The following is a 26,462-nucleotide window of genomic DNA, read 5'->3' as shown; positions in this document are numbered from 1 at the left end:
ACATGTTCCAGTCGGCATTGAAGGCAAGGGCTATCGCCAAGACGATGCGCGTCGGTCGTTTGCACCGGCGAGCCGTTCCAGTCCTGGCGGTTGCGGTCGCGGCATTGCTGGCCGGCTGTGCCCATAGGGACAGCATCACTGTCGGCGCCATCCCGGACGACTATCGCACGAACCATCCGATCGTGATCGCGGAGAAGAATCTGAAGATCGACCTGCCGGTCGGCGCCGGTGATCGCGGCATGACCGGCTCCCAGCGCGATACGCTCCTGGGTTTCCTTGACGGCTACGACAAGAGTGCCGCTGCTACATTGACGATCCAGGTCCCGAGCGGGTCGGCAAACGAGGTTGCCGCAGCGGCGGCAGGCCGCGATTTCGCCCGGCTGGCGGTCGCCGCCGGCGTCAAGCGCAACCGGATTGTCGTGACCTACTATCAAGCCGGCTCAAGCGAAACATCCGCCCCGGTTCGCGTCTCCTATATCGCAGTGAGAGCGCAGACCGACAAATGCGGACGCTGGCCCGCTGACCTGGTCGATACGTCGGAAAACAAGCACTACGCCGACTTCGGCTGCTCCTATCAGAACAATCTTGCCGCCCAGATGGCCAACCCGGCCGATCTGCTCGGCCCGCGGAAGTCTTCCACCATCGATGCCGAAAATCGCGGCGCGGTGATCGATATCTACCGTACGAGAGGCATTTCGGACGAGTTCCTCGGCAATTCGGAAGTGACGTACTGAGCCACGCCAGTCTCGGAAAGAACAGGCCACGGGAAAGAGCATGATCATGAGCAACCTTGCCTACGACGCTTCGGTGGATAGCAGCGACACCTCGCAGCAGGACATCGCCGCGATGCAGGCATTGCGGCCGATTCCGCGCATCTCGATCCAGGCGTTCTGCGAGACCGAGGGCGTTGCCAATCCGGTCGAGCGCGCCGGCGAGGACCGCCGCATGGCGAAGGCGCACCTCAAGGTCCATATGGGGGGCGTCCCCACCGCCATCGAATTCTACCAGTCGGCGCCGACACCCAACCTGATCCTGCTGGAATCGCGCAGCGAACCGAAGCAACTGCTGGAGCAGCTCGCCCAGCTCTCGGAATATTGCGATCCGACCTCGAAAGTGGTGGTGATCGGTCATTACAACGACGTCGGCCTCTATCGCGAGCTCATCCGCAATGGCATTTCCGAATACGTGATCGCGCCGGTTTCGATGGCCGACATCGTCAGCGTGGTGTCGTCGATTTTCGTCGATCCGGAAGCCGAGCCGCTTGGCCGCTCGATTGCTTTTGTCGGCGCCAAGGGCGGCGTCGGCTCCTCGACGATTGCCCACAATGTCGGCTGGGCGATGTCCTCGCTGTTCAAATCCGAAGTGGTCGTCGCCGACCTCGATCTCGCTTTCGGGACGGCCAACATCAATTTCGATCAGGACCCGGCTCAGGGCATCGCAGAGGCGGTGTTTTCACCCGAACGCATAGATGAAGTCTATCTCGACCGGCTGCTGACCCAGTGCGCCGAGCACCTGTCGCTGCTGGCGGCACCTTCGACCCTGGAACGGGTCTATGACTTCGATCCCGAGGCCTTCGCCCAGCTCATCGATACCGCCCAGCGCAGCGTGCCGCTCCTGGTGCTCGATATTCCCCATGTCTGGACGGGCTGGGCCAAGAACACCCTGATCAAGGCCGACGAGATCGTCATCACCGCGACGCCGGAACTGGCCAATCTGCGCAACACCAAGAACCTGGTCGACATGCTCAAGCGGCTTCGTCCCAACGACCCGCCGCCGAAGCTGATCATCAACCAGGCTGGCGTCCCCAAACGCCCGGAGATTTCGCCATCCGATTTCGCCGAGCCGCTGGGCTTGTCGCCGATGTCGGTGATCGGTTTCGATCCGCTGCTGTTCGGCAATGCCGCCAACAACGGACGCATGCTCGGTGAAATGGATGCCAAGAACCCGGTCGTCGCAATGATCAACGAAATTGCGCATGTGCTGACCGGGCGCAGTGAGATCAAGGCGAAGAAGAAAGCGGGGCTTGGTAATCTGCTCGGCAAACTCTCGCGCAACAAGAAGTGACGTTTCAGCAGTGGAATCGGTAGCCGATCATGTTTGGTAAAAGAGGCAGCGACGACGGAAACCGGTTCAAGCCGGAATTTCGCCAGCCAGCACCGGCGCCTGTCGCGCCGGCGGCTGCAAGTTCTGTGGATACGGCGGTCCTGGCCCGGCCTACGGCTCCGCCGCCAAGCGCACCGGTCGCGCCGCCGGCCCGCCGCGCCGTCGAGCCGCCGCCATTGGCGCCGGAGCCGAAGCGGGCACAGCGCGAAAAGAGCGAAACCTATTACGACACCAAGAGCCAGGTTTTCTCCGCGCTTATCGACACGATCGATCTGTCGCAACTCGCCAAGCTTGATCCCGAAAGCGCCCGCGAGGAAATCCGCGACATCGTCAACGACATCATCGCTATCAAGAATTTCGCGATGACCATCGCTGAGCAGGAAGAACTGCTCGAGGACATCTGCAACGATGTGCTCGGCTATGGGCCGCTCGAGCCGTTGCTTGCACGCGACGACATCGCCGACATCATGGTCAACGGATCCAAGAACGTCTACATCGAAGTCAACGGCAAGGTCGAGCAGACCGGCATCCGCTTCCGTGACAACCAGCAGCTTCTCAACATCTGCCAACGCATCGTCAGCCAGGTTGGCCGCCGTGTCGACGAATCCAGCCCGATCTGCGACGCGCGTCTTCCCGATGGCTCCCGTGTCAATGTCATCGCGCCGCCGCTCTCCATCGACGGCGCCGCGCTCACCATCCGCAAGTTCAAGAAGGACAAGCTGACGCTCGATCAGCTGGTCAAGTTCGGCGCCATTTCACCGCAGGGAGCCGAGGTTCTCAAGATCATCAGTCGTGTTCGCTGCAACATCGTTATCTCGGGCGGTACCGGTTCCGGCAAGACGACGCTGCTCAACTGCCTGACCAACTATATCGATCGCGACGAACGCGTCATCACCTGCGAGGACTCGGCCGAGTTGCAATTGCAACAGCCGCATGTCGTGCGCCTCGAAACCCGTCCACCCAATCTCGAGGGTGAGGGTGAGGTGACGATGCGCGACCTCGTGAAGAACTGCCTGCGCATGCGGCCAGAGCGCATCATCGTCGGCGAAGTGCGCGGACCCGAAGTGTTTGACCTTCTGCAGGCGATGAATACCGGCCATGACGGCTCGATGGGAACGATCCACTCGAACAGTCCGCGCGAATGTCTCAACCGTATGGAATCCATGATTGCAATGGGCGGCTATTCGCTACCGCAGAAGACCGTGCGCGAAATTGTTGTCGGCTCCATCGACGTGATCATCCAGGCGGCGCGCCTGCGCGACGGATCGCGTCGCATCACCCACATCACCGAGGTGATTGGAATGGAGGGTGACGTCATCATCACGCAGGACATTATCCTGTACAACATCAAGGGCGAGGACGCCAATGGCAGGCTGCTGGGAGAGCATGTATCGACCGGCATCGGCCGCCCGCATTTTTGGGAGCGGGCTCGCTACTATGGCGAGGAACAGCGCCTCGCCATCGCGCTCGAGGCGATGGAGAAACGCGCTGACTGACGCATCTGGAGGCGTGAAGGTTCTGGCCAATGTTCGGAATTGACGGCACCGTACTGGCGTTTGTCGTGCTCGCCGGCCTCAGCGCCGGCGCGGTCGCCTATGCATTCCTGTTCACCCGGATCAGCAACGAGAAACAGGTCGGCAAGCGGCTTGAAACGATCAAGAGCGCCGAGACGGACCGTTCCGTCGTCAAGGCCTCGCGTGACCGCGTTGCGGAAGCCGCCAAGCGGCGCAAATCGGTTCAGGATTCGCTGAACGAGCTCGATGCGAAGCAGAAGTCCAAGGACAGCGCCGTCAAGAAACCGCCGCTGAAAGCCCTGCTCCGTCAGGCCGGCCTGAAAACCACCGTCGAGCGCTTCTATATCTACTCCGCCATATGCGGCCTCGCTTTGACGATTGTCGCCTTTGTAGCTGGAGCACCGTTGTTTCTCTTGCCAGGTGTTCTGCTGGCCGGCGCCCTCGGCCTGCCACGCTGGTTCGTCTCGTTTCGTCGCGCCCGACGGGTCAAGGCGTTCCTCAACGAATTTCCAAATGCGCTCGACATCATCGTGCGCGCGGTCAAATCGGGACTGCCGCTGAACGATGCCGTGCGCCTGATCGCCAGCGAATCTCCAGAGCCCGTGAAGACCGAGTTTCGCCGCGTCGTCGATTCGCAACAGATGGGCCTGTCGATTCCCGAAGCGACATTGCGCATGCCCGAAACCATGCCTTGCACGGAGGCAAGCTTCTTCGGCATCGTCATCCAGATTCAGTCCCAGGCTGGCGGCAATCTCTCCGAGGCTCTGGGCAATCTTTCGCGCGTGCTGCGCGATCGCAAGAAAATGAAAGCCAAGGTCCAGGCACTGTCGATGGAGGCGAAGGCGTCCGCCGCCATCATCGGCGCGCTGCCTTTCATTGTAGCGTTCCTCGTCTACCTGTCGAGCCCGACCTACCTGATGCCGCTGTTCAACACCAGCGTTGGAAATCTGATCCTTGGTTGCGCGGCGGTCTGGATGTCGATCGGCATCCTGGTGATGCGCAAGATGATGAACTTCGATGTCTAGGATGTCAGCATGACCGACCAAGTCGTCAAATCCCTGACGGATCCGAGCTTCCTGATAGCGCTGCTGGTCGGTGTAGCGGTGTTTGCGACCGTCTTCACCTTGCTGCCGGCGTTTGGCGGAAACCAGCTCAAGTCGCGCATGAAATCGGTTGCGCTGGAGCGTGACGAGCTGCGCGCCAAGCAGCGCGCCCGGCTTGCCGTCGAGGCGGATCGCCGTCGCAAGGGCCTACGCGAGGAACAGTCGGTTGGCATGCGCAACATTGTCGACCGGCTGGACCTGCGGCGCGCACTGGCCGACGAGGGCACCTTGCAGAAGCTCAAGGTGGCGGGGTTTCGCGGGCAGAATCCGCTGACGCGATTTCTTTTCTTCCGCCTCGTGCTTCCTTTTGTCGGCTTCGGGTTGGCGCTGGTCTACCTGTTCGTGCTCGGCGGCTTGCCCGACAAGCCGCTCGTCATCAAGCTTTTCGTTTGTATCCTCGTTGCCTATGGCGGCTTCTACGCACCGGTTGTCTATGTCAACAACCGTGCCACCAAGCGCAAGCAGTCGATCCAGATGGCATGGCCGGACGCGCTCGACCTGATGCTGATCTGCGTCGAATCCGGCATGTCGGTGGAAGCGGCCCTGCGCAAGGTCGCCGACGAGATCGGCGCGCAATCAGTGCCGCTGGCGGAAGAATTCATCCTCACCAACGCCGAGCTTTCCTATCTGCAGGAGCGCAAGCAGGCTTATGAGAACCTGGCAGGCCGCACCGGCCTGGAATCGGTCAAGTCGGTCTCGCAAGCGCTCGTTCAGGCAGAGCGTTACGGCACGCCGGTCGCGCTTGCATTGCGCGTGCTTGCCGCCGAAAGCCGCGACATGCGCATGAATGCGGCCGAGAAGAAGGCCGCTGCCCTGCCGCCAAAGCTCACCGTCCCGATGATCTTGTTCTTCCTGCCAGTGCTTTTCGCCATCATCCTGGGCCCTGCCGGTATCCAGGTCAGCCAGCGCGGCGTCTTCGGCGATCATTCGGGATCGGCATCATCTGCCAAGTAGCGGCAAGGCATGTCCTCCACGAAAGGCGAAGAAGCCGCGCTGAACGCAGCGCCGCTTCTCTGTCAATTCAGGGTCGCTGCAGATCGTCGCCTCAGTTGGTCGCGGACTTGGGCTTATCCTGATCCTTGAGTTGGCTCCAGGCATTTTGCTGGGCCAGCATCTGGCGCAGATAGGCGACGTTCGCCTGCGCCTGTTCGGGCGACAGTTCCTGCGAGGCGATCTTCTCGGCTTCGTCGAATCGGCCTTGCAGGCCAACGACCAGCGCCAGGTTCTGACGGACCCGGCTGTCCGCGCTGGGCTGCTGCGCGGCGGAGCGCATATAGGTTTCAGCCGTGCGCAGGTCGCCTTCCAGCACATAGGACATGCCGAGATTGGAGAGCACGGAGGGCTCGTTCGGCTTGAGTTCGAGCGCCTTGCGGTAAAGCTGGCGGGCGTCGGCCTTCTGGCCGATCTGGTCGAGAATGGCTGCTTCGGCCGACACCAGCCTCCAGTCGGGATATTCCGGCGTCTGAGCGCGGCGTACGGCGTCCAGCGCGGCTTCGAACTGGCCATTGGCGGCCAGCGCCTTGCCATAGGCGGCGAGCACGTCACGATCCTTCGGCAAGGCGATCGCCAGCTTGCGCATGACGGCAAGCGACTGGTCGGCGTCGCCGTCCATTTGCAGCGCGGCGGCGAAGTTTGTCGCGATTCGCTTGTCGTTGGGGTTCCTGGCGTAAGACTGGCCAAGCGACGCGGTGGCGGTGTGCAGTTCTCCGGCTGACATGGTTTCCAGCGGCTTGCCGCTGGTACGACCAATCGAGCCGGTGGTGAGCTTGCTGGTTCCGCAGCCGGCAACGCCAGCCGCTAGCGCCAGCATGAGGACCGTGGTGATGAGCCGCTTTCCCTTGGCGTTGATCTTGCGGTTGGTAGGCATCGGCACCGGGCCTCCATTCATGCGCGGCCATTGCGTGGCCGTCTTTCCTCCCGCAGAAATATTCTGTTAACCCTAACGGATGGTTAAGAACGCCGACTCGGAATCCGTCGGACGGAGAACATTGAATGCCTGTCGAACTCGTCGAAAAGAAAATGCAGGGTGCGCTGCCGGTCCACCTAGTCGCCAGGGACGATGTGGAGACCGCCGGCCTATCGCCATCCGCTGTCGCCTGGGCCAAGGCGAATGGCTTTTCGGGCGAGGCAGGCAAAACGCTTGCCGTACCCGGTGAGCACGGAGCGCTCGGCGGTGCGTTGTTCGGCGTCGGCGAGGGCGAGGGCGCACTCGCTCTCGGCGCGCTGTCGAAAGCCCTGCCGGAAGGCGACTGGCATTTCGCTTCGGCACCTGCCGAGCCGGAACTCGCGGCAATCGCGTTGGCGCTCGGCGGCTATGTCTTTACCCGATACGGCAAGAAGCCTGGCAAGGCGCTGCGTTTCGAACTGCCGACCGGCGTCGATGCGGGGCGTGTTCGCCGCATCGCCGACGGCGTCTTCCTGACGCGCGATCTGGTCAACACGCCAACCAGCGACATGGGCCCGGAAGAGTTGGAGAAGGCGGCGCGGACCCTGGCCGGGGCGCACAAGGCCGATGTCTCCGTGATCAAGGGCGACGATCTGCTCAGGCAGAATTTCCCGATGATCCATGCCGTCGGCCGTGCGTCGGCCGGAGCGCCGCGCCTGATCGACATGAGATGGGGGCCGCCAAGCGCGCCGAAGGTGACGCTGGTCGGCAAGGGCGTCTGTTTCGACACTGGCGGTCTCGACATCAAGCCGTCCTCCGGGATGCTGTTGATGAAGAAGGACATGGGCGGTGCCGCCAATGTGCTTGGTCTGGCTTCGATGATCATGGCCGCCAGGCTCCAGGTGCGGCTGCGCGTGCTCATTCCCGCGGTCGAGAATTCGATCGCCGGCAACGCCTTCCGGCCCGGCGACGTGCTGACGAGCCGCAAGGGCATCACCGTCGAGATCGGCAATACGGACGCCGAAGGGCGGTTGGTGCTGGCGGACGCCCTGGCGCTGGCCGACGAGGAGGAGCCGCAGCTGCTGATCGACATGGCGACGCTGACCGGGGCTGCTCGTGTCGCGCTCGGCCCCGACCTGCCACCGTTCTACACCGGTGACGAGGCGCTGGCCTCGGAGCTGGCCGCGGCATCGCTGACGGTCGAGGATCCGCTGTGGCGCATGCCGTTGTGGCGGCCTTACGATGCAAAGCTGTCGTCGAGGATCGCCGACATCAACAATGTCACCACGGACGGTTTCGCCGGCTCGATCACCGCGGCCCTGTTCCTCAAGCGCTTTGTCGAGAAGACCGCGAGTTGGGCGCATTTCGACATCTTCGCCTGGAACCCCGCCGATCGTGCGCATGGCCCTGCCGGCGGCGAGGCGCAAGGCATTCGCGCATTGGAGCGGATCATCTCGACACGCTACGGCTGACCGTGATCGCGAACCGAAGGGGCAGCGAAGCAAAAAGTGGGAAACGGCCTTCGGATAAGATCTTGCTTCAACAAGAAGGTTCGTGACTGAAACGGAACCGAAACAATTTGTCGTCATGCTGGCCGGATGTCGATTGCGATGCGCCCGAGCCAGGCCTTGCGACTGTGGCAGCAAGTGATGCTGTCGCAGGTGCGCGAGGACGCGCCCGATCTGACCATGCGTCAGACGGCGATCCTGTTCACCATCTATCTCGATCCGCCGCCACACACGGTGCGCGGGCTCGCCGCTCGCCTCAATGTCACCAAGCCGGTGATCACCCGCGCGCTTGATACGATGGGTGCATTGAAACTGGTGTCGCGCCATCGCGACGAGCTCGACAAGCGCAATGTTCTGATCAGGCGCACGGTCGAGGGCGCGCTCTTTGTCGAGCGCTTCGGCGATGGTATCATCGCCAAAGCCCACGAACTGCCGATTTAAAGCATGATCCCGAAAAGTGGGAACCGGTTTTCGGACAAGATCATGCGCGAACAAAACAAAGCAGAGTTGCCGATTTGACCGCCAGGGATGCACGCCTTCACGCCTTCCGTTCCGATCTTGCCGATGCACGGCTGAAGGGCGAGGTCGTCGCCGACCGCTTTGTCGCCGGTCGCCCGGCGCGGATCACCGCATCCGTGGCCGATATGCGCAAGGCGCCGCGACCGGATGCCGGCGTCAACACGCAACTCCTGTTCGGCGACGATGTCCTCGTCTTCGAGGTCTCCGAGGGCTGGGCCTGGGTTCAGGCCGAGGGCGATGGCTATGTCGGCTATGTCGCCGACACCATGCTGGGCGGACGGGACCATGCACCCACTCACATCGTGTCGGCGCCGCGCACCTTCCTCTATCCAGGTCCGGACCTGCGCTTCCCGATCGCGGGACAGCTATCGATGGGATCGACTGTAACGGTGACGGGGTCTGCCGAAACACGCGGCACGCACTATGCCGTTCTGCCCTCCGGTGAGGCGATCATCGCGGGCCATTCGAGGCCGCTCGGTGATGTGGCCGCCGACTATGTTTCGGTGGCCGAGATGTTTTCCGGCACACCCTATCTCTGGGGTGGCACGTCCGGCTTCGGCATCGATTGTTCGGGCCTCGTGCAACTGGCGATGCGGATGGCCGGTAAAAACGTGCTGCGCGATTCCGACATGCAGGCGGCGACACTCGGCGAGCCGTTCGAGCCGGGCCCTGATTTCTCGGGGCTGCGCCGCGGCGACCTGGTGTTCTGGAAAGGCCATGTTGCCGTCATGACCGACGCCGACACCATGATCCACGCCAACGGCCACACCATGCTGGTGTCACGCGAGGGGCTGAAGGACGCCGTCGCCCGCATCGGCTACCTCTATGGCGGCCCGACCGGGTTTCGGCGGCCGTAGGGCGCGAGCCTGTCCTTCTCCCCCTGTGGGGGAAGGTGGCCGAGCGAAGCTCGTTCGGATGAGGGGTGCTGGACAGATCGCTGCCCCGAAGATGTAAGCGATGGGAATCCTTGCATTTTTACACGCCTCATTTCTTCCAACACCCCTCATCCGTCTTGGCGCTAACGCGCCAATCCACCTTCCCCCACAAGGGGGAAGGGAAAGAACGATCCCCTTTTGTTCCGATTCTTCTTGGCGATTGACCGCCGTCGCGCTACCTCTGGCACGTGACAGAGCAGCCGCGCCTTGCCCAACAGAGTGCCACCGTGACCCTGCCCGAACCATTCATCAAATGGTTCGGTGAAAAGGGCTGGTCGCCGCGAGCCCACCAGATCGAGTTGCTGGCGAGGGCTCAAGGCGGGCAATCGGTGTTGCTGATCGCGCCGACGGGCGCCGGCAAGACGCTGGCCGGCTTCCTGCCTTCGCTGACCGAACTGGCCAATCGGCCAAGGCGAAAACCGGGCCAGGCGCATCGCGGCATCCACACGCTCTATATCTCACCGCTCAAGGCGCTGGCCGTCGACATCGAGCGCAATCTCGGCAAGCCGGTGGAAGAGATCGGCCTGCCCGTCACTGTCGAGACGCGCACCGGCGACACGCCTTCCCACAAGCGCCAGCGGCAGAAGCTGGTGCCGCCCGACATCCTGCTCACCACGCCCGAGCAATTGGCGCTGCTGATTGCGGCAGGCGATGCCGGGCGCTTCTTCGAAGACCTGCGCTATGTCGTGCTCGACGAATTGCATTCGCTGGTGACGTCGAAACGCGGGCATCTGCTGGCGCTTGGGCTGGCGCGGCTGCGCAGCTTTGTCCCCGGCCTGCAGACGATCGGACTGTCGGCGACGGTGGCAGAACCGGACGAGTTGCGGCGCTGGCTGGTCGGCCAGAATCCACCGGGCGACATGGCCGAACTGATCGTCGTCACGGGCGGTGCGAAGCCCGAAATCTCCATCCTCGATTCGGAAGAGCGTGTGCCGTGGGCAGGACATTCGGCCCGCTACGCCACGCCGGAAATCTACCGCGAAATCAAGCGCCACAAGACGACCCTGCTGTTCGTCAACACCCGCAGCCAGGCGGAATTGCTGTTCCAGGAGTTGTGGCGGGTCAACGAGGACCCCTTGCCGATCGCGCTGCATCATGGCTCGCTCGACGTCGCTCAGCGTCGGCGGGTCGAAAAGGCGATGGGCGAGAACGCGTTGCGCGCCATCGTCGCCACCTCGACGCTCGACCTCGGCATCGACTGGGGGGATGTCGATCTCGTCGTCCATGTCGGCGCACCGAAGGGGGCGAGCCGGTTGGCGCAGCGTATCGGCCGCGCCAACCACCGCATGGATGAACCGTCCAAGGCGATCCTCATCCCGGCCAACCGTTTCGAGGTGCTGGAATGCCGGGCAGCGCTCGATGCCAATTATCTGGGCGCACAGGATACGCCGCCACTCGTCAACGGCGGCCTCGATGTGCTGGCGCAACATGTCCTGGGCTGCGCCTGCGGAGCGCCGTTCCGCGCCGATGATCTGTTCGAGGAAGTGCGAACGGCGGCACCCTATGCCAGTCTTGATCGGCCGACCTTCGACCGCGTCATCGATTTCGTCGCCACCGGGGGCTATGCGCTGAAGAACTACGAGCGCTATGCCCGTATCCGGTTGAACAAGGACGGGTTGTGGCGGGTGTCCAACCCGCGCGTTGCCCAGCAATACAGACTGAATGTCGGCACCATCATCGAGGTGCCGGCGCTCAACGTGCGTTACGTCCAGGCCGGCAGCAAGGGCGCGGCTTCACGCGGGGGCCGGGTCCTCGGCAAGATCGAGGAGGCCTTCCTGGAAACCTTGACGCATGGCGACACTTTCATGTTCGCCGGCAAGATCCTGCGTTTCGAGGGCATTCGCGAGAACGAGTGCTTCGTGTCGAACGCGCCCGGCAGCGACGCCAAGGTGCCTTACTACGGTGGTGGCAAATTCCCGCTTTCGACCTACCTCGCCGAGCAGGTCCGTATCATGCTGGACGACCCGCAGCGCTGGAAGAAGCTGCCGGAACAGGTGGCCGATTGGCTGCGGTTTCAGGCCGACAAATCGGTGCTGCCCAAGCGCGATGACCTGCTGATCGAGACCTTTCCGCGCGGCAACCGCCATTATCTGGTGGCCTATCCGTTCGAGGGGAGGCTGGCCCATCAGACGCTCGGCATGTTGCTCACACGCCGTCTCGACCGGGCGGGAGCCAGGCCGCTCGGCTTTGTCGCCACCGACTATGCACTGGCCATATGGTCACTGGGCGACATGGGCGCGATGTTCAAAGCCGGGAAACCTTCGCTCAGCGCGCTTTTCGACCAGGATATGCTGGGCGATGACCTCGAAGCCTGGCTGGCGGACAGTTGGCTTCTCAAGCGCACCTTCCGCAATTGTGCGCTGATCTCGGGCCTGATCGAAAAACGTCACCCGGGCCAAGAGAAAAGCGGCCGTCAGGTCACTGTGTCGACCGACCTGATCTACGATGTGCTGCGCAGCCATGAGCCGGACCACATCCTGCTTCAGGCGACACGCGCCGATGCGGCGACCGGTCTGCTCGATGTCAGCAGACTGGGCGACATGCTCTCGCGCATCCAGGGTCGAATCATGCATAAGAATCTCGAACAGATATCGCCACTTGCCGTGCCGATCATGCTCGAGATCGGCAAGATGCCGGTGAACGGCGAAGCCGATGAAACGCTGCTGATGGATGCGGCGACGCTGGTCGAGGAAGCCATGGGACCGGGGATGATCGAGGAATGAATTTTTCGCTGGCGCGCGCATCGCTGATTGCCGAGGCCGACCTTGTCGGCATCGCCGGCGAACGCGCGGTCTGCGACCCGCGCGGCGTGCTCTATTTTCCCGAGTACAGGCTGCTGGCGGTATCGGATCTGCATCTGGAAAAGGGCTCGTCGCTGGCACGACGCGGTGCGCTGATCCCGCCCTACGACACCGGCGCGACCTTGCTCAGATTGCAGGCCGTTATCGCCGACTACCAGCCATCGATCGTCATCAGCCTGGGCGACAGCTTTCACGATGGCGGTGGCGCCGAGCGCATGCATTCAAGCTTCCGCGAATGGCTGGAAGCGCTGATGGCTGGCCGCGACTGGTTCTGGGTCACCGGCAATCACGATCCGGAAGCGCCCGCCGACCTGCCTGGTGAGACGGTGCGCGAACTCGCCATCGGCTCGCTGCTGTTCCGGCACGAGCCATCGAAGGTGCGCGTAGAGGGCGAAATATCGGGCCATCTGCACCCCTGCGCCCGCATCGTGCAGCGTGGCCGTTCGGTGCGGCGGCGCTGCTTTGCCGGTGACGGCGGCCGCATGATCATGCCGGCCTTCGGGGCCTATACCGGTTCGCTCAACGTGCTCGACCGCGCCTATGCCGGGCTGTTCCGCCTGGACACGCTGATGGCCTATATGCTCGGCACCGACCGCATCTTTGCCATCTCCCGCTCGATGCTGCGGCCCGGCTGACGCGCGCTATAGTCCCTACCGCCCATAATATAGTGTGACCGTGTGCTTCGCTTCGGCGAAGAACAGCCAGCGTTCGACCAGCATGCCGGCGAGCTGAGCGATCGCGGCAAGAACCGAAAGGACCGCCGCGAAGGGCCACGGCAAGACCAATGTGGCGGCGAGCAGCAGGACGGGCAAGGCGAAGGCCAGAACCTGCGTGATCTGGCGCAGCCGCGCGCTGTGCTTGCGCGCGATGCGAAAACCCATTTCCTTGAGCAGGTAGTTTTCCTCGGTATGCGGCCATTCCAGCGAGCGCACCGTGCCGCCCACCAGTCCGGTCGCGGTGTTGGCGGTGGTTGGGATCTCCAGCGCGTCGTTGTATCGCCATGTCGCCAGTTTCCAGCCCCAGCCGAGCAAGGTGAGCAGCATCGAAGCCGCCAGAAGCATTTTCGAACCGAGAGCAAAACCTTGCAGCAGCGCGTTCAGGAGCAGGCTGCCGGTCATTGCCGAGAAGATGAGATAGGCCGGCAGAGTGAAGCGGCTGTGCCACTGGGCGATCGGCCTCAGCGACGCGTAGATCATGCCGGTGGTGCAGACTGTGACGACCGCACCAACGGCTGCCAGCGAGCCGGCAATGGTCACCCAGCCGCCCGTGTGGCCGAGCAGCACCCAGCCCATGCCGAACAGTCCTGCCGGCACGAAGGTGGCGACCGAGGCGACGCCTTCGCGCGACAGCCATGAACTGCGCCACTGCGAAAACGCCCGCCAGGCGCGCTCTGGCCGGCCGAGATGGCCGGTGGATGACAGCAGCCCGGCCGCGATCAGACCGAGCGCCAACCCCATGCCGATGAAGCCCAGCCAGAAATCGGCAGGGATAATCTGGAACCCGCCGAGCACGCCCAGCAGCGCCAGCAGGCCGTAGCCGGCGCCGGTGGCGGTGGTGAAGAAGACGACGGAGAAGGCTGGATGCATGGGTTTCAGTTCGAAAGCATGCGGTCGACCCAGCCGAGGAAGCCGCCTTCGGCCCGCACCGACTCCAGCGCCGGAGCGGGCACCGATGCGGCGCGCGTGGTACGGGCGCGCGGCGGCAAATATTTGTTGGTCGGTTGATAGCCGAGCTCCGGCATCAGGTCGACGCCACCGCGCTCCGCCACCAGTTGCGAGACGGCCGACAGGGGATCGCCGAGATCGCCGAAATGCCTTGCGCTGGTCGGGCAGGCGGCGACGCAGGCCGGCACGCGGTCTTCCTCGGCCAGATTGTCATTGTAGATGCGGTCGACGCACAGCGTGCACTTCTTCATCACCCCGACATCGGTGTCGAATTCGCGTGCCCCATAGGGGCAGGCCCAGCTGCACAATTTGCAGCCGATGCACTTGTCCTCGTCGATCAGCACGATGCCGTCCGAGGCCCGCTTGTAGGAGGCGCCGGTCGGGCAGACCGTGACGCAGGCCGGCGTCTCGCAATGCAGGCAGGAACGCGGGAAATTGACCGTGCGCCCGCCCATCTCGGTGGTGTGCTCATAAGCGTGCACGCGGTTGAACCAGACGCCGTCGACATGGCCGCCATAGGGGTCGATGTCGGTGAGCGGCGCCATGTGGCCGCCGGTGTTCCATTCCTTGCAAGCGGTGACGCAGGCCTGGCAGCCAACGCAGGTGTCGAGGTCGATGACGAGGCCGAGTTTCTTGCCGCTTTGACTTGGCAGACAGGTCATTCGGCTGCCTCCCTTGCCTTGCGGAACTCGGCGCCGAAACGGAGCTTGTCCGGCGAAGGCTCGAAATGCGGCGGTTGCTGGAAGCGCTCGAATTGCGGCTCCGTGAAGCCAGCCTCTTCCGCCGCGCATTTGACGATGCGCACCCGCAGGTCGAACCATGCCGCCTGGCCGGTCACAGGATCGGAATTCGAATAGCGCTTGCCGTTGGCGTCGGCCGTGGTCTGGTCGCCGATGATGTGATTGAGCAGGAAGCCGCGATTGGATTCGGCCGCATCGTCCCTCAGCCCCCAGCTGCCGCGTCTTTTGCCGATCGCATTCCAGGTCCAGACCGTGCTTTCGTTCACCCCGTCGACCAGCTTGATCTGCCCCTTCACTCTGCCGTTGATGCTTTCGATCCACACCCAGTCGTCATCGACCAGGCCGAGACCGGCAGCGGTCCGGTGATGCACGAACAGCCGGTTCTGGCTGGTGATCTGCCGCAGCCACGCATTCTGCGAGCCCCAGGAGTGATACATGTGCATCGGCCGCTGCGTCAGCGCATGCAGGGGATATTTCTCGAGATCGATGACCGCTTCCTCGAAGGGCGTGTACCAGAACGGCAGCGGGTCCATGTAGGTCTCGATGCGCTGGCGATCGCCCTGTGGCGGCAGCACGTGGCCATGGCCGCGTGCGGCCAGGCGGAAGCGCTGCAACGGCTCGGAATAGAGCTGGAAGATGATCGGCTCCGCCTTGGGGATGAAGCCCATGCTCTCGGCGAAGTCGAGATAGGAGCGGTTGGCCATCTTGTAGTAGCGCTGGTCATCCGCGAAATCGTGATGCCAGAAGCCGCCATTGTCGATGTAGCGCTGCAACTGGTCCGGATTGGCCTCGCCCTTGCCGATAGCGGCCCCATCCTTGCCGCGCCAGCCGGCAAGCGGGCCGATGCCGGGCGTCCGCTCATGGTTGACGATGTAGTCGGCATAGTCGCGATATTTGGCCGAGCCGTCCTCATCGACGAAACCGGGCAGGCCGAGCCGGGCGCCGAGCTCGATCAGCACCGACTGGAACGGCCGGACGTCGCGGTCCGGCTCGACGACGGGATGGCGGATGGCGTCGCCAGGTCCGTCGGCATGGCTGATCGGCCGGTCGAGCAGACTGATGCAGTCGTGGCGCTCGAGATAGGTTGTGTCCGGCAGCACCAGGTCGGCAAATGGTACGGTCTCGGAATAATAGGCGTCGGAATAGATGATGAAGGGGATCTTGTAGTTGCCGGCGTCATCGCTGTCGGTCAGCATCGCGATGGTCTCGACGGTGTTCATCGAGGAATTCCACGCCATGTTCGACATGTACATCATGAGCGTGTCGATCCTGTAGGGATCGCCGGCCCAGGCATTGCGGATGACGGTGTGCATCAGCCCATGTGCCGCCAGCGGCGCGTCCCACGAATAGGCCTTGTCGATACGGGTCGGCGTGCCGGCCTCATCGACCAGCAGGTCTTGCGGCCCGCAGACGAAACCGAGCGGCATGCCGTCGAGCGGCGTCATCGGCTTGACGGTCTTGCCCGAAGGCTTCGGACCCGGCGGCACCGATCTGGGGTAGGGCGGCTTGAAGCGGAAGCCGCCGGGGACATCCACCGTGCCGAGAAGCACCTGAAGCAGATGGATGGCGCGGCAAGTATGAAAACCGTTTGAGTGAGCGGAGATGCCGCGCATGGCGTGCATCGAAACAGGCCGTCCCCTGATCGTCTCGTGCCGGCGCCCGGCCCAGTCGGTCCACGCCACCGGCAGTTCAATCGTCTGTTCGAAGGCGACATGGGCAAGTTCGGCGGCGATCCTGCGGATCGTATCGGCGGGAATACCGCAACGCTCGGCGACCGCATCAGGTGCATGGCTCTCATCGAGGTAACGGTCTGCAATGAGCTGGAACACTGGCGTGCAACGGCGGCCATCGACGATGAAACTGCCGGTCAGCGCCGGCTTGGCGCTGGCATCGGTGGCGCCGACAGGCGTCTTCGCCACCCTGTCCCAGGTCAGCGGATTGCCATCGGCGTCTCGCACGAACAACCCGTCATCGGCCGCACCCGGCTCCTGCACGACGAGGACATGGGCGTTGGTGTAGCGGAGCAAATAATCGAGATCGACGCGCCCGGCCTTCAGCAGTTCATGGATGAGCGCGAACACGAACAGGCCGTCGGTGCCGGGGCGGATGCCGATCCAGTCGTCGGCAATGGCGTTGTAGCCGGTGCGGCACGGGTTGATCGACACCACCTTGGCGCCGCGCGCCTTGAGCTTGCCCAAGCCGATCTTGATCGGGTTGGAATCATGATCCTCGGCGACGCCGAACAGCATGAAATAACGGGTGTTGTCCCAGTCGGGCTCGCCGAACTCCCAGAACGAACCGCCGATCGTATAGAGGCCGCCTGCCGCCATGTTCACTGAACAGAAGCCGCCATGGGCGGCGAAGTTCGGTGTGCCGAACTGGCTCGCCCACCAGCCGGTCAAGGATTGCGACTGGTCGCGCCCGGTGAAGAAGGCGAGCTTCTTCGGGTCGGTCCGGCGGATGGCGGAGAGTCGTTCCGTCGCTATCGAAAACGCTTCCTCCCACTCGATCTCGCGGAACTCGCCCGAGCCGCGCGGCCCGGTGCGTAGCAGCGGCTTCTTCAGCCTGGCCGGGCTGTAATGCTGCATGATACCGGAGCTGCCCTTGCCGCAGATCACGCCGCGATTGACCGGATGGTCCTTGTTGCCGTTGATGTAGCGGACCTTGCCGTCCTTGATGTGCACGTCGATGCCGCAGCGGCAGGCGCACATGTAGCAGGTCGTCTTGGCGATGTGGTCCGAGATATCTGGCGAGGTGTCGACGCCGTCGCCTTCGTCGGGCGCGCGCGTGTCGGCAAGCGGGCGCTGCGATGGTGCCGAATTAGCGCCGCGCGACGGTCCTTGCATCATGATCCAGCAGTGCCCGCGCGGCCGGCGGACTTGGCCCGCGTCTTCGGCCCGGGGCCACGCATGTAATGCTCTTCCGGGTGATAGCGATCGCCGGCCAGCCGTCGCCGGATGCCCCGGGTCCAATGCGCAAACAAGGATCTGAACCGCCCGATCATTTTATTCTCTGCGATCCGCTGGCGAATTTTTTCTAACTTCACTCGAAAACGTAGAATAAAGCTATCGATCCGTCTAATCAGTTGTTCTTGTAAATTCAATCGATATTGGTTCTTAATACACCCATGACCCTGGACCAGTTACGCATCTTCGTCGCCGTCGCCGAGCGCGGCCACATGACCAAGGCGGCGGAGCTGCTGGGCATTTCCCAGTCGGCGGCGTCGGCGGCGATACGCGCGCTTGAGGAACAACACGGCGTCCACCTGTTCAACCGCGTCGGCCGCAACATCGAGCTTGCCCAGACCGGACACCGGTTCCTGCCAGAAGCCAAGGCAGTGCTCGAACGAGCCGCCGCCGCGCGCAACGTGCTGGAACATGTTTCGCAGACGGTCACCGGCAGCCTTTCGATCGCCGCCAGCCAGACCATTGCCAGCTACTGGCTGCCGCGCCGGCTGGCGTCCTTCCACGAAGCCTATCCCGCCGTCCGGCTGAGCGTCACCATCGGCAACACCAGACAGGTCGAGGCGAATGTCCTCGATGGCGCCGCGGATCTCGGCCTGGTCGAGGGGCGCACGGAATCCGACATCCTGCGCCGCACCAAGGTCGACGTCGACAGGCTGATGCTGGTCGTCGCCAGCTCGCATCCGGAGATCGCCGAACTGTCGCCCGGTCGTCCTGATATCAGGGGACTGCGCTGGATCATCCGTGAGGGTGGTTCAGGCACGCGCGAGGTGCTGGAGGATCTGGCGCGCCGCGAGGGGATTTCGCTCACCGATCTCAGGATATTCCTGGTGCTGCCGAGCAACGAGGCGGTTCGCCAGGCGGTCGAGGCGGGCGCCGGCGCCACCATCATTTCGGAACTCGTCGTCGCGCGCGCCGTCGCCGAGGGCAGTCTCAGAGCCGTGCCGCTCGATTTGCCGAAACGCGACTTCGCCATGATCACCCACCGCGATCGCCAGGCAAGCCTGGCGCAGATGGCGCTCAAGGCGCATCTCGGCGCCGAAACCGTCGGAACAACCTGACGAACGGGGTCAGCCGAACTTCCGCTGGGCATCCAGAGCCAGGCCAAGCCCGACCGAGCCGAACATGTCGCCTTCGATGACGGAAGCCCGCGGCACCAGCGACAGGATCTCCCCTCTTGCCAGCGGGATCGCGGTCGATCCGCCGGTCAGGAACACCGCGGTGATGTCGGACGGCTTGATCTCGGCATCGCGGATGGTCTGCCCGACCGTCGCGGTGACCCGCTCGATATCCCTGGCAATCGTGGCTTCCAGCCCTGCGCGCGTGATGTCGGCGGCGAACTCTACGCCCGGCAGCTTCACCGCGACCTCGGCGGATGATCTGTCGGTCAGTTCTATCTTGGCTTTTTCGACCAATGCCGCCAGCGCGTGTCCGTAGCGGTGCTCGACGATGTGGATGAAGCGGTCGACCAAGTCGGCCCGCTCGGCCTCGTAGCGGATCTGGCGCAGATGCGTCATCGCCTTGGCGGTGTAGACCAGGTTGATGCGCTGCCAGGTCGCGAGATCGATGAAGTAGCTGGCCGGCAGATTGCGCTTGCCGTCCTTGGTCGGGGTCAGGTAGCCGAGCTGCGGCATCACATGGGCGATGCTCAGCAGCCGGTCGAAATCGGTGCCGCCGATATGGATGCCCCGGCTGGCCAGGATGTCGTCCTTGCGGTCGGGCGAGCGGGAGCGTTCCGGTGAAACGCGCACGATCGAGAAGTCCGAGGTGCCGCCGCCCATGTCGATGATCAGCGCCAGTTCCTCGCGCGTCACTTTTTGCTCATAGTCGAGCGCCGCCGCGATCGGCTCGAACTGGAAAGCGATATGCTTGAAGCCCTGGGCGTGCGCCGCCTTCTCAAGTTCGCCCTGGGCATTCGCGTCGGCTTCGGCATCGTCGTCGACGAACTGTACCGGGCGGCCGAGCACCACGGTCTCGACCACATCGCCGGCGTCTTCCTCCAGCTTCTTCCTGAGATGGCCGAGGAACAGGCCGATGATCTCCATGAAGCCGATCGAGCGCGCCTTGATGCGCGTCTTTTCGTGCGCGAGCGAACTGCCGAGCACGCTCTTCAACGAGCGCATCAAGCGGCCTTCGACGCTGTCGGTGTAGTTGGCGATGGCGTTGCGGCCAAAACAGGTGCGGTTGTCCTCGAAGTTGAAGAAGACGGCACTTGGCAGCGTGACCTGGCCATCTTCCAGAGCGACAAGGCGAGGCTGCCCGTTGCGGACCACCCCCACGGTGGAATTCGAAGTGCCGAAGTCGATACCGCCGAATGCTGGTCGCATCGCAACGTCCTGTCATTGTCCTTGGGGCAGCGGATCGGCGTCTTCGCATGCGCGCCGTTGTCCGGGGTGACTGAACCATCCTGCCGAACTGAAATCGTGCGCGTTCGCCGCGCCGGGAGGCGGCGGTCTATCGCATGGCCCGGGAAAGGGAAACCCCTTTCGGCGGCGAGGATCTAGTCTTTTCGGAAGACCAGCCTTCCGAGCCAGCCCGTTATCATGGCCAGCGATACAGCGAAGACGCCATAGAGGAAGGAATAGTCGTGGGCGACGCGGAAGATCGATTGTTCGAAACCGGATTTGCGGATTTCGAGTTGAGCCGAGCTTTCCTTGATGAACAGGCCGCTCTTGAACAGGAAGGCACGCGCCTTGTGGGTGCCGACCGGAACATTCGGCGCCAGCCTGACAGTGGCGCGAAACAGGTTCTGCGACAGGAATTGCACGCCGCCGACATTCTCGCTGTAGAGGCCGGTCGCGGATTTGCGTTCGCGTAGTGCCGCCGTGAATTCCCCGATGGTCGCCGGGCTGCCGCCGGCATCGGCGGGCTGCATGTAGAGGTTGGAGGCGCCGAGCGACAGCTGCTTGTAGCTGTTCGGTTCGGTAATGTCCTGCAGCGGCCGCGTCGTCGCCACCGAATAGGACATCGGCACGTTCTCGAAAGTCTCGGAGTCCAGATTGACCCAGACGCCGAGCACCCGGTCCTTGCGGCGCACCACCACCGTTCGCGGCGGGCCTTCGAGCACGACGATGACATCGTAGCGGCCCTGGCGGGCAACGAGCGGGTCGGCGTTTTCCAGTGAACCGAAGATCGTCAGGTCGGCGCCGGAAAAACCGGCGGTGATCGACACATTGTCGGTGGAGAGCCCGATCTGGATGCCTTCCGGTGGCAAAGGCGTCTGCGCCTTCGCCGGCACGGCGGCGGCAAGCAACGACAGGAGTATGGCGGTTGCGATCGCTTTCGGTGCAGGCATCAGTTGAGGCCTACGCCGGATAGCGAATAGAGATTGGGCGGGGTGACGAAGAGATCGATTGCAAGCCGGATCGCCACCGCCAGCACAAGCAGCGCCAGCAACGCCCTGAGCTGCTCGCCGCGCAGCCTCTGGCCGGCCTTGGCGCCATATTGCGCACCGGCCACGCCGCCCGCCATCAACAGGAAAGCCAGCACGACATCAACCGTCTGGTTGGTGGTGGCGTGGACCAGCGTCGTGTAGGCGGAGGTGAAGATGATCTGGAACAGCGAGGTGCCGATGACGACGTTGGTCGGCACTTTCAGCAGATAGATCAGCGCCGGCACCATGATGAAGCCGCCGCCGACGCCCATGATCGATGACAGGAAGCCGATGCCGGCTCCCAGACCAAGCACCGGGATGACGCTGACGAACAGTTTAGAGGCCCTGAACCGCATCTTCAGCGGCAGGCGGTGGATCCAGTTGTGCTGGCCGGATTTCTTCAGCACCGGTGCCGCGCCACTGCGCGTGGCGCGCAGCGCATTGACGCTTTCGACCAGCATCAGCCCGCCGACGGTGCCAAGCAGCACGACGTAAAGCAGCGAGATGAACAGATCGAGCTGGCCGAGCCTGCGCAGGAAGGCGAAGACGTAGATACCGCCGGTTGAGCCGACGATGCCGCCGGCCAGCAACACGCCGCCGAGCTTGAAGTCGAGCGTCCCTCGCTTCATGTGCGAAAGTACGCCGGAGAACGAGGAGGCGATGACCTGGTTGGCGCCGGTGGCGACCGCGATCGCCGGGGGGATGTTGTAGAAGATCAGCAGCGGCGTGATGAGGAAGCCGCCGCCGACGCCGAACATGCCCGACAGGAAACCCACTGCCGCACCCATGGCCAGCAGCACGAAGACGTTGACGGAAATTTCCGCGATCGGGAGATAGATGCCCACCCGTCTGTCTCGATCAGTTCTGCCTGCCGGCGAATGCAACCGTTGCGGGCATCTTGCCCCGACAAGCCAATTTGTTCTTGCGCCGGAGGTGCTACGAAGTCAAACCACGCCGCACCGCCGAAACAAAAAACATCTCAATCAGTTAACAGGCAAATGTGTGGCAGGGGCGTCGTGGAAGCGACGCATCCGCCGTTATTTGCGCGCCAGCAGGGCCTTGACCAGTTTTTCATCGATCGTGCCGGTCGCCGGCATCTTGTTGTCGGTCTGGAAAGCCATGATCGCGGTCTTCGTCTTCTGGCCCATCTTGCCGTCGGCGCCGCCGGCATCGTAGCCATTCTTGTTGAGAATGCGCTGGATGTTCTGGATGGCCTTCGTCATGTCGATGCTGGCGGTCGTCTGCGGCGTGTCCTTCTGCCAGGATTCAGGAATGTCCGCCGAATTGGACGCCGGATCCAACGGCTTGGCCTTCCACAGTTCAGCCGCGGCGCGGGCGCGTTCGAGTTGCTCGGGCCGCAGCGCGTTGGCGATCTCGTCGCGCTTGGCCGCCGCATCCTTGTCGCCTGTCTTGGCGACGAGAGCGAACCATTTGTAGGATTCCTCGAGGTTCTGCTTCATGCCGACGCCCTTGGCGGCGAGGATGCCGAGATTGAACTGGCTGTCCTTGACGCCAACGTCGGCGGCCGCCTGGAACCAATGCGCGGCCGACTCATTGTCGGTCACGCCGTCCGCCGCCATGGCGAACAGCACGGCCAGATTGTGCATGGCGCTGGCGTTGCCTTGCTCGGCGGCAAGCTGGTACCAGGTCTTGGCTTTCTTGATGTCGCGGGCGACGCCGATGCCCTTTTCGTAGAAATTGCCGATGCGGTATTCGGCCGGCGCGAAGCCGAGTTCCGCCGCCTTCTCATACCACTTGGCGGCCGCCGTCATGTCTTCCTTGACGCCACGCGACTCGGCATAGCGCGAGCCGATCTCGAACAGCGCCTTGGCATCGCCATTGGCGGCTGCGTCACGCAAGGCGGCCGGGCCGGCGTTGGCGGGAATGTCGATCTTGGCCGCGGCCGTCGCCGGCGAAGCGTCCGCTGGCGGAACCGCGCCTGTGGTGTCCGTGGCTGGCGCAGTCGCGATCGGCTGGGTGCCGGTGTCGGCATCGGTTGCCTCCGCGGTCGGCGCGGCGACCGGGGCCGAAGCAGCCGAGGCTGCCGTGCCGGACGCCGCCGCGCCGGCATCGGCGGGCATAGCCGGAGCAACAGGCGCGGGAACGGGCTCGGCTGTCGGTGCCGCATCCATCGACGGCTCGACGCCTGGCGGCGTTGCCATCGTGGCTTGCGTCGCCATGTCGTCCTTGGTTGCCGGTTCGGACGGCGCGGCCTGCCGGACGACATGGGCCGGCGCGGTTTCCAGTGCCGGGGGCCGCGCATCCGTCGTCGGCTGGCTTGCGGTGTCGAGTGAGGCGGTTTGCACCGGTTGGGAAGCCGCGATCGGTGCGGCGTCGTTGCTCGCCACTTGCGCGGCATCGGCGAAGAAAGCCTTGCCCAGTTGCAGGCCGGCAAGCGCCAGCAGGATCGCGGTTGACCCCATCAGGATCGGCTTGCGCCGCGTCTTGAGCAGGTCACCGATCCGCAGCGCCTTGACCGGTCCGGTCATCGTCGACTGACGTTTCAGGGCATCGGCCTCGGCGGCGGCGGCCTGCGCCGCGCGCCGCGCCGCGGCGATGAAATCCGATTTGGCGGCATCGGTGTCGCTGGGCTTGGCCGGTTGGCCGCGCTCGTCACGCACGCGCTTCATGATGGCATTGAGGTCCGGTGCGCCAGAGCCGGGCTCCAGCGGCCGGTTGGCCATCTTCGGATCGAGGGGCTCGTCGAGGTCGACACTTGGGATCGGAGCGCTCGGCGCCGAGCCGGCCAGCGGCGGAATGTCCGCCTCCTTCCTGCCCCTGAATGCGCGCGCCAGCCCGCCGAACATCGATTTGCGGCGACCAGCCGGCTCGCCACTGTCGGCGATCGTGTCGGAACCAAGGGCTGCCATGGCCGCTGCAGCGGCGGCCTCGGCCGGCGTGCGCGTGACCAGGTCGCCACGCGGACCCAGGTCGCTACGCCTACCCAGGTCGTCGCGCGAAACCGGTTCGTTGCGCATGATGGCGGCGACGCGGCCATCGAGATCGGCCATGTCTCCGGTCAACGGCATTGGCTCGTCAATGTCCATCGACGGTGCATCGACGGCGATCTTGGACTGCCGCGCGCGACGCCTGCCGGCCGGCTCGTCCGGTCGCGCGTCGAGGAGTTCGCTCACCGCCTCGACCGGCTCGCCGGGTTCCAGCGAGCCAAGCCTGTCGACGATCTTGAGCAGCGTGTCGTGGATCGCCTCGAACGTTCTCGAATTGCGCTCGTCCGAGCGCCGCGTCAGCGCTTCGAGCGTCTTCAGGTCCTGAGCGAGGCCGGAAACGGCCGTCGTGTTAGCGCTCGAACCGGCCAGCGATTGCACCGCGTTCTCAGCCGCTTCGCGCGCCGCGTCGAGAATGGAATCGCGGGTTCCGGCCAGCGACTTTTCGATTTCGTCGAGGCGCGGGCTGATGTCCTCGAATTCCGGCAGCGGCGTGCTGGGCTTGGAAAGATGGGCGGACAGGCCGGCGACCTGCGCCTCCAGGCTTCGGATCAACGCTGGATCGATGCCGGCCACTTGCGCGGCGGACGCGTCCAGCCGGCTTGAAATGTCTTCGAGCCGGCTTTCCAGGCCGCGGATCGCTGCTTCACCGGCAGGATCGGGAACACGCGTTTCGATGCGCTGGGCCAGGGCGGTGAAGCGGGCGTCGATGGCGTCCATGATGCCGGCGCTGTCGACTTGCGGCATGCGCTCGTCCAGCCTGTCGGCAACTTCGTCCAGCCGGCGCTCAAGATCGCGGAACAGCATGTTGCCCTGTTCGATGGCGTCACCCTGGCGACGTTCCATCATGCCGGACAGCACGTCGAAGCGCTGCTCCAGCCCATGGAAGATATAGTCGGCGTCAGGCATGGCAGGCGCCTGGTCGATCTTGTCTGCGATGAGTGCGATCTGCTTGGCCAGGCGCTCCATCGCCTGCTCGGGCAGGTTGGCGCGACCGGCGAGCTCGTCGACACGGCTCGACAGCGTGTTCAGGCGGTCCATGACCGCGTTGCCGGGGCGATCCTGCGCCACTTCCTCGATCTGTACGGCAAGCGAGTCGATCCGCTTCTCGATGCGCTCGAAAGCCTCATGGTCGAATGAATTGGCCTGCGCCGCGACGGTCGATGCAACGATGGCGCGGGAAATCTCGTCCAGCCGCTCATCGATCATGCCAAGCGTGTCGCTGCCGCGATTGTCCTGCTGGCTGGCGAAGTGATCGACGGCGCCGGCAAGCGTGCGCACCTTGTCCTCTAGCGAGCGCAGAGACAGCGATTCCGGCAGATTGTTGACGGCGTTGCTGATCTGCTCCAGCCGGTCGGTCAGCATCGACAGGCCGGGGTCGTCCGAGCGCTTGCGCTGGTCGGCATCGACGCGATCCTCGAAGGCCGTCCAGCGGCGATCGAAATCGTCCCAGCGGCGATCGACTTTCTGCACGCTCTCCTCGCGCGCCAGCGTGTCGAGCGCCGCCTTGACCTGCTCGAGTTCGAGCCGCAGCATGTTGACGCTTCTGTCGTCGCTCTTCTCGGCCAGCGTCTGGATGGCGCCGGAAAGCCTCTCGAACTCAAGGCCGAGTTCGGCGCTGCCCTTGGCCAGGGCATCCGACGCGCCGCCCGGCGTCGCGTTCGACTGGAAGGCCCGTTCTATGTCCTTGCGCAGCGCTTCGAATTCACGCTGCAGCCCGGCGGTCATCTGGTGGCGCAGTTCCTCGCGCATGCCGCGCAATTCGCCGGCGATCTTGCCGACCATGGCAACGCCGTCTTCCTGTCCGCGCACGCGATCGATGTCTCGCGCAATGGCCTGGTAATTCTGCTCGAAAGTGGCGGCGGGCTGCATCGGGCTCTGCGGGCGCGGCGCCGGCTGCGGGTCCTCGTACCAGCGCTGCTGGCTGCCGGGCCGGGCGGCGGGATGGCGGGCGTCGTCGCCATATTGGCGCGGATCGGGACGACCCATCGGATCCTCGCGGGTTCGCTCCAGCCGCTGTTCCAGCGTCTCCAGCGAGCGGTTCAACTGCTCGAGCGTTGTCTGAGGCCTGCGCTGCCTGCCGGCGTTGAGTGTATCGAGATAGGACCGCTTGCTGTTCATCTGTGCGTCCGTCTTTCAGAATGGCTGGCTTGTAGCCAACTCCCCCAGTCCCTGTCGGAACGAGGCGACCGGGCGCTTTGCCGCGGTGGAAGACAAGCTTCCCGGGTTCTCACCCGCGCTCCGAAAAACCGTGAAAAATTCGATACAGGATAAACACGGGTAGCCGACGCGCCCACATTTCGCCCAACGTGGTAAACAACGCGTTAACCAAACTTAAGAAATTGCAAGGATGTTGGCTGCCGGCCTGACGGTGCGGCATAAAGCTCCGCTCGCAGAACGCCCTTGCGT

At 63.9% G+C, this 26,462-nt stretch carries 19 protein-coding genes; 11 read left to right on the top strand and 8 right to left on the bottom strand.

Going from position 1 to position 26,462, the window contains the following annotated elements; all coding sequences use genetic code 11:
* The first annotated feature begins 2 nt into the window (after positions 1-2).
* Genes AC56QP_RS14255 through AC56QP_RS14235 form a run of 5 tightly spaced genes read left to right on the top strand, consistent with a single transcriptional unit; the run spans position 3 to position 5,674 of the window.
* Positions 3-734 (top strand): CpaD family pilus assembly protein, encoded by a 732-nt coding sequence (locus AC56QP_RS14255; protein ID WP_489859310.1) that lies wholly within the window; start codon positions 3-5, stop codon positions 732-734.
* A 46-nt stretch (positions 735-780) separates the two neighbouring features.
* Positions 781-2,064 carry a CpaE/TadZ family protein gene (locus AC56QP_RS14250; RefSeq protein ID WP_497100441.1) on the top strand — a complete coding sequence of 428 codons (1,284 nt, stop codon included), beginning with the start codon at positions 781-783 and terminating at the stop codon, positions 2,062-2,064.
* Between the two features lie 29 nt (positions 2,065-2,093).
* A complete protein-coding gene (locus tag AC56QP_RS14245; protein ID WP_489859311.1) occupies positions 2,094-3,599 on the top strand; it encodes a TadA family conjugal transfer-associated ATPase in 1,506 nt (501 codons plus the stop codon).
* 29 nt (positions 3,600-3,628) lie between these two features.
* Positions 3,629-4,642: a type II secretion system F family protein gene (locus AC56QP_RS14240; protein WP_489859312.1), complete on the top strand. Its 1,014-nt coding sequence runs from the start codon at positions 3,629-3,631 to the stop codon at positions 4,640-4,642.
* Positions 4,643-4,651: 9 nt separating this feature from the next.
* A complete protein-coding gene (locus AC56QP_RS14235) occupies positions 4,652-5,674 on the top strand; it encodes a type II secretion system F family protein (protein ID WP_489859313.1) in 1,023 nt (340 codons plus the stop codon).
* Between the two features lie 91 nt (positions 5,675-5,765).
* On the opposite strand, the gene AC56QP_RS14230 is transcribed toward AC56QP_RS14235, so the two are convergent.
* On the bottom strand, positions 5,766-6,587 hold the full coding sequence (locus AC56QP_RS14230) for a tetratricopeptide repeat protein (protein WP_489859314.1): 822 nt from the start codon (positions 6,585-6,587) through the stop codon (positions 5,766-5,768).
* Positions 6,588-6,712: 125 nt separating this feature from the next.
* On the opposite strand from AC56QP_RS14230, the gene AC56QP_RS14225 reads away from it, so the two are divergent.
* The 5 genes from AC56QP_RS14225 (at position 6,713) to pdeM (ending at position 13,003) form a co-directional block, all read left to right on the top strand.
* A complete protein-coding gene (locus tag AC56QP_RS14225) occupies positions 6,713-8,077 on the top strand; it encodes a leucyl aminopeptidase family protein (RefSeq protein WP_489859315.1) in 1,365 nt (454 codons plus the stop codon).
* Between the two features lie 126 nt (positions 8,078-8,203).
* On the top strand, positions 8,204-8,554 hold the full coding sequence (locus AC56QP_RS14220; protein WP_057143123.1) for a MarR family winged helix-turn-helix transcriptional regulator: 351 nt from the start codon (positions 8,204-8,206) through the stop codon (positions 8,552-8,554).
* Positions 8,555-8,628: 74 nt separating this feature from the next.
* Complete coding sequence (locus AC56QP_RS14215) at positions 8,629-9,489, top strand: C40 family peptidase (RefSeq protein ID WP_489859316.1); 861 nt, start codon at positions 8,629-8,631, stop codon at positions 9,487-9,489.
* A 266-nt stretch (positions 9,490-9,755) separates the two neighbouring features.
* Complete coding sequence (locus AC56QP_RS14210; protein ID WP_489859317.1) at positions 9,756-12,290, top strand: ligase-associated DNA damage response DEXH box helicase; 2,535 nt, start codon at positions 9,756-9,758, stop codon at positions 12,288-12,290.
* Positions 12,287-13,003 (top strand): ligase-associated DNA damage response endonuclease PdeM, encoded by a 717-nt coding sequence (gene pdeM / locus AC56QP_RS14205; protein WP_489859318.1) that lies wholly within the window; start codon positions 12,287-12,289, stop codon positions 13,001-13,003. Before AC56QP_RS14210 ends, pdeM begins: the two co-directional genes overlap by 4 nt.
* Positions 13,004-13,018: 15 nt before the next feature.
* Here pdeM and AC56QP_RS14200 read toward each other — a convergent pair whose 3' ends face one another.
* The 3 genes from AC56QP_RS14200 to AC56QP_RS14190 are packed head-to-tail and all read right to left on the bottom strand — an operon-like array spanning position 13,019 to position 17,621.
* Positions 13,019-13,954, bottom strand: a complete 936-nt coding sequence (locus AC56QP_RS14200) for a dimethyl sulfoxide reductase anchor subunit family protein (protein WP_489859319.1) — start codon at positions 13,952-13,954, stop codon at positions 13,019-13,021.
* 5 nt (positions 13,955-13,959) lie between these two features.
* Positions 13,960-14,694: a 4Fe-4S dicluster domain-containing protein gene (locus AC56QP_RS14195; RefSeq protein ID WP_489859320.1), complete on the bottom strand. Its 735-nt coding sequence runs from the start codon at positions 14,692-14,694 to the stop codon at positions 13,960-13,962.
* Positions 14,691-17,621 carry a molybdopterin oxidoreductase family protein gene (locus AC56QP_RS14190; RefSeq protein WP_489859321.1) on the bottom strand — a complete coding sequence of 977 codons (2,931 nt, stop codon included), beginning with the start codon at positions 17,619-17,621 and terminating at the stop codon, positions 14,691-14,693. The genes AC56QP_RS14195 and AC56QP_RS14190 overlap by 4 nt, the downstream gene beginning before the upstream one ends.
* Before the next feature lie 278 nt (positions 17,622-17,899).
* On the opposite strand from AC56QP_RS14190, the gene AC56QP_RS14185 reads away from it, so the two are divergent.
* Positions 17,900-18,796 carry a LysR substrate-binding domain-containing protein gene (locus tag AC56QP_RS14185; protein WP_489859322.1) on the top strand — a complete coding sequence of 299 codons (897 nt, stop codon included), beginning with the start codon at positions 17,900-17,902 and terminating at the stop codon, positions 18,794-18,796.
* Between the two features lie 9 nt (positions 18,797-18,805).
* Here the strand turns inward: AC56QP_RS14185 and AC56QP_RS14180 are convergent, their stop codons facing one another.
* The 4 genes from AC56QP_RS14180 to AC56QP_RS14165 form a co-directional block, all read right to left on the bottom strand.
* Positions 18,806-20,062, bottom strand: coding sequence for an Hsp70 family protein (locus tag AC56QP_RS14180; protein ID WP_489859323.1), 1,257 nt, complete (start codon positions 20,060-20,062; stop codon positions 18,806-18,808).
* Positions 20,063-20,235: 173 nt separating this feature from the next.
* Positions 20,236-21,030, bottom strand: coding sequence for a TIGR02186 family protein (locus tag AC56QP_RS14175; protein ID WP_489859324.1), 795 nt, complete (start codon positions 21,028-21,030; stop codon positions 20,236-20,238).
* Positions 21,030-21,953 carry a sulfite exporter TauE/SafE family protein gene (locus AC56QP_RS14170; protein ID WP_256748895.1) on the bottom strand — a complete coding sequence of 308 codons (924 nt, stop codon included), beginning with the start codon at positions 21,951-21,953 and terminating at the stop codon, positions 21,030-21,032. Before AC56QP_RS14170 ends, AC56QP_RS14175 begins: the two co-directional genes overlap by 1 nt.
* A 192-nt stretch (positions 21,954-22,145) precedes the next feature.
* Complete coding sequence (locus tag AC56QP_RS14165; RefSeq protein ID WP_489859325.1) at positions 22,146-26,174, bottom strand: peptidoglycan-binding protein; 4,029 nt, start codon at positions 26,172-26,174, stop codon at positions 22,146-22,148.
* Between the last annotated feature and the right edge of the window lie 288 nt (positions 26,175-26,462).

Source organism: Mesorhizobium sp. RCAM 05104 (assembly GCF_059683645.1).
The sequence above is the reverse complement of the archived record's forward strand: the minus strand, read 5'-3'. Positions and strand labels throughout refer to the sequence as shown.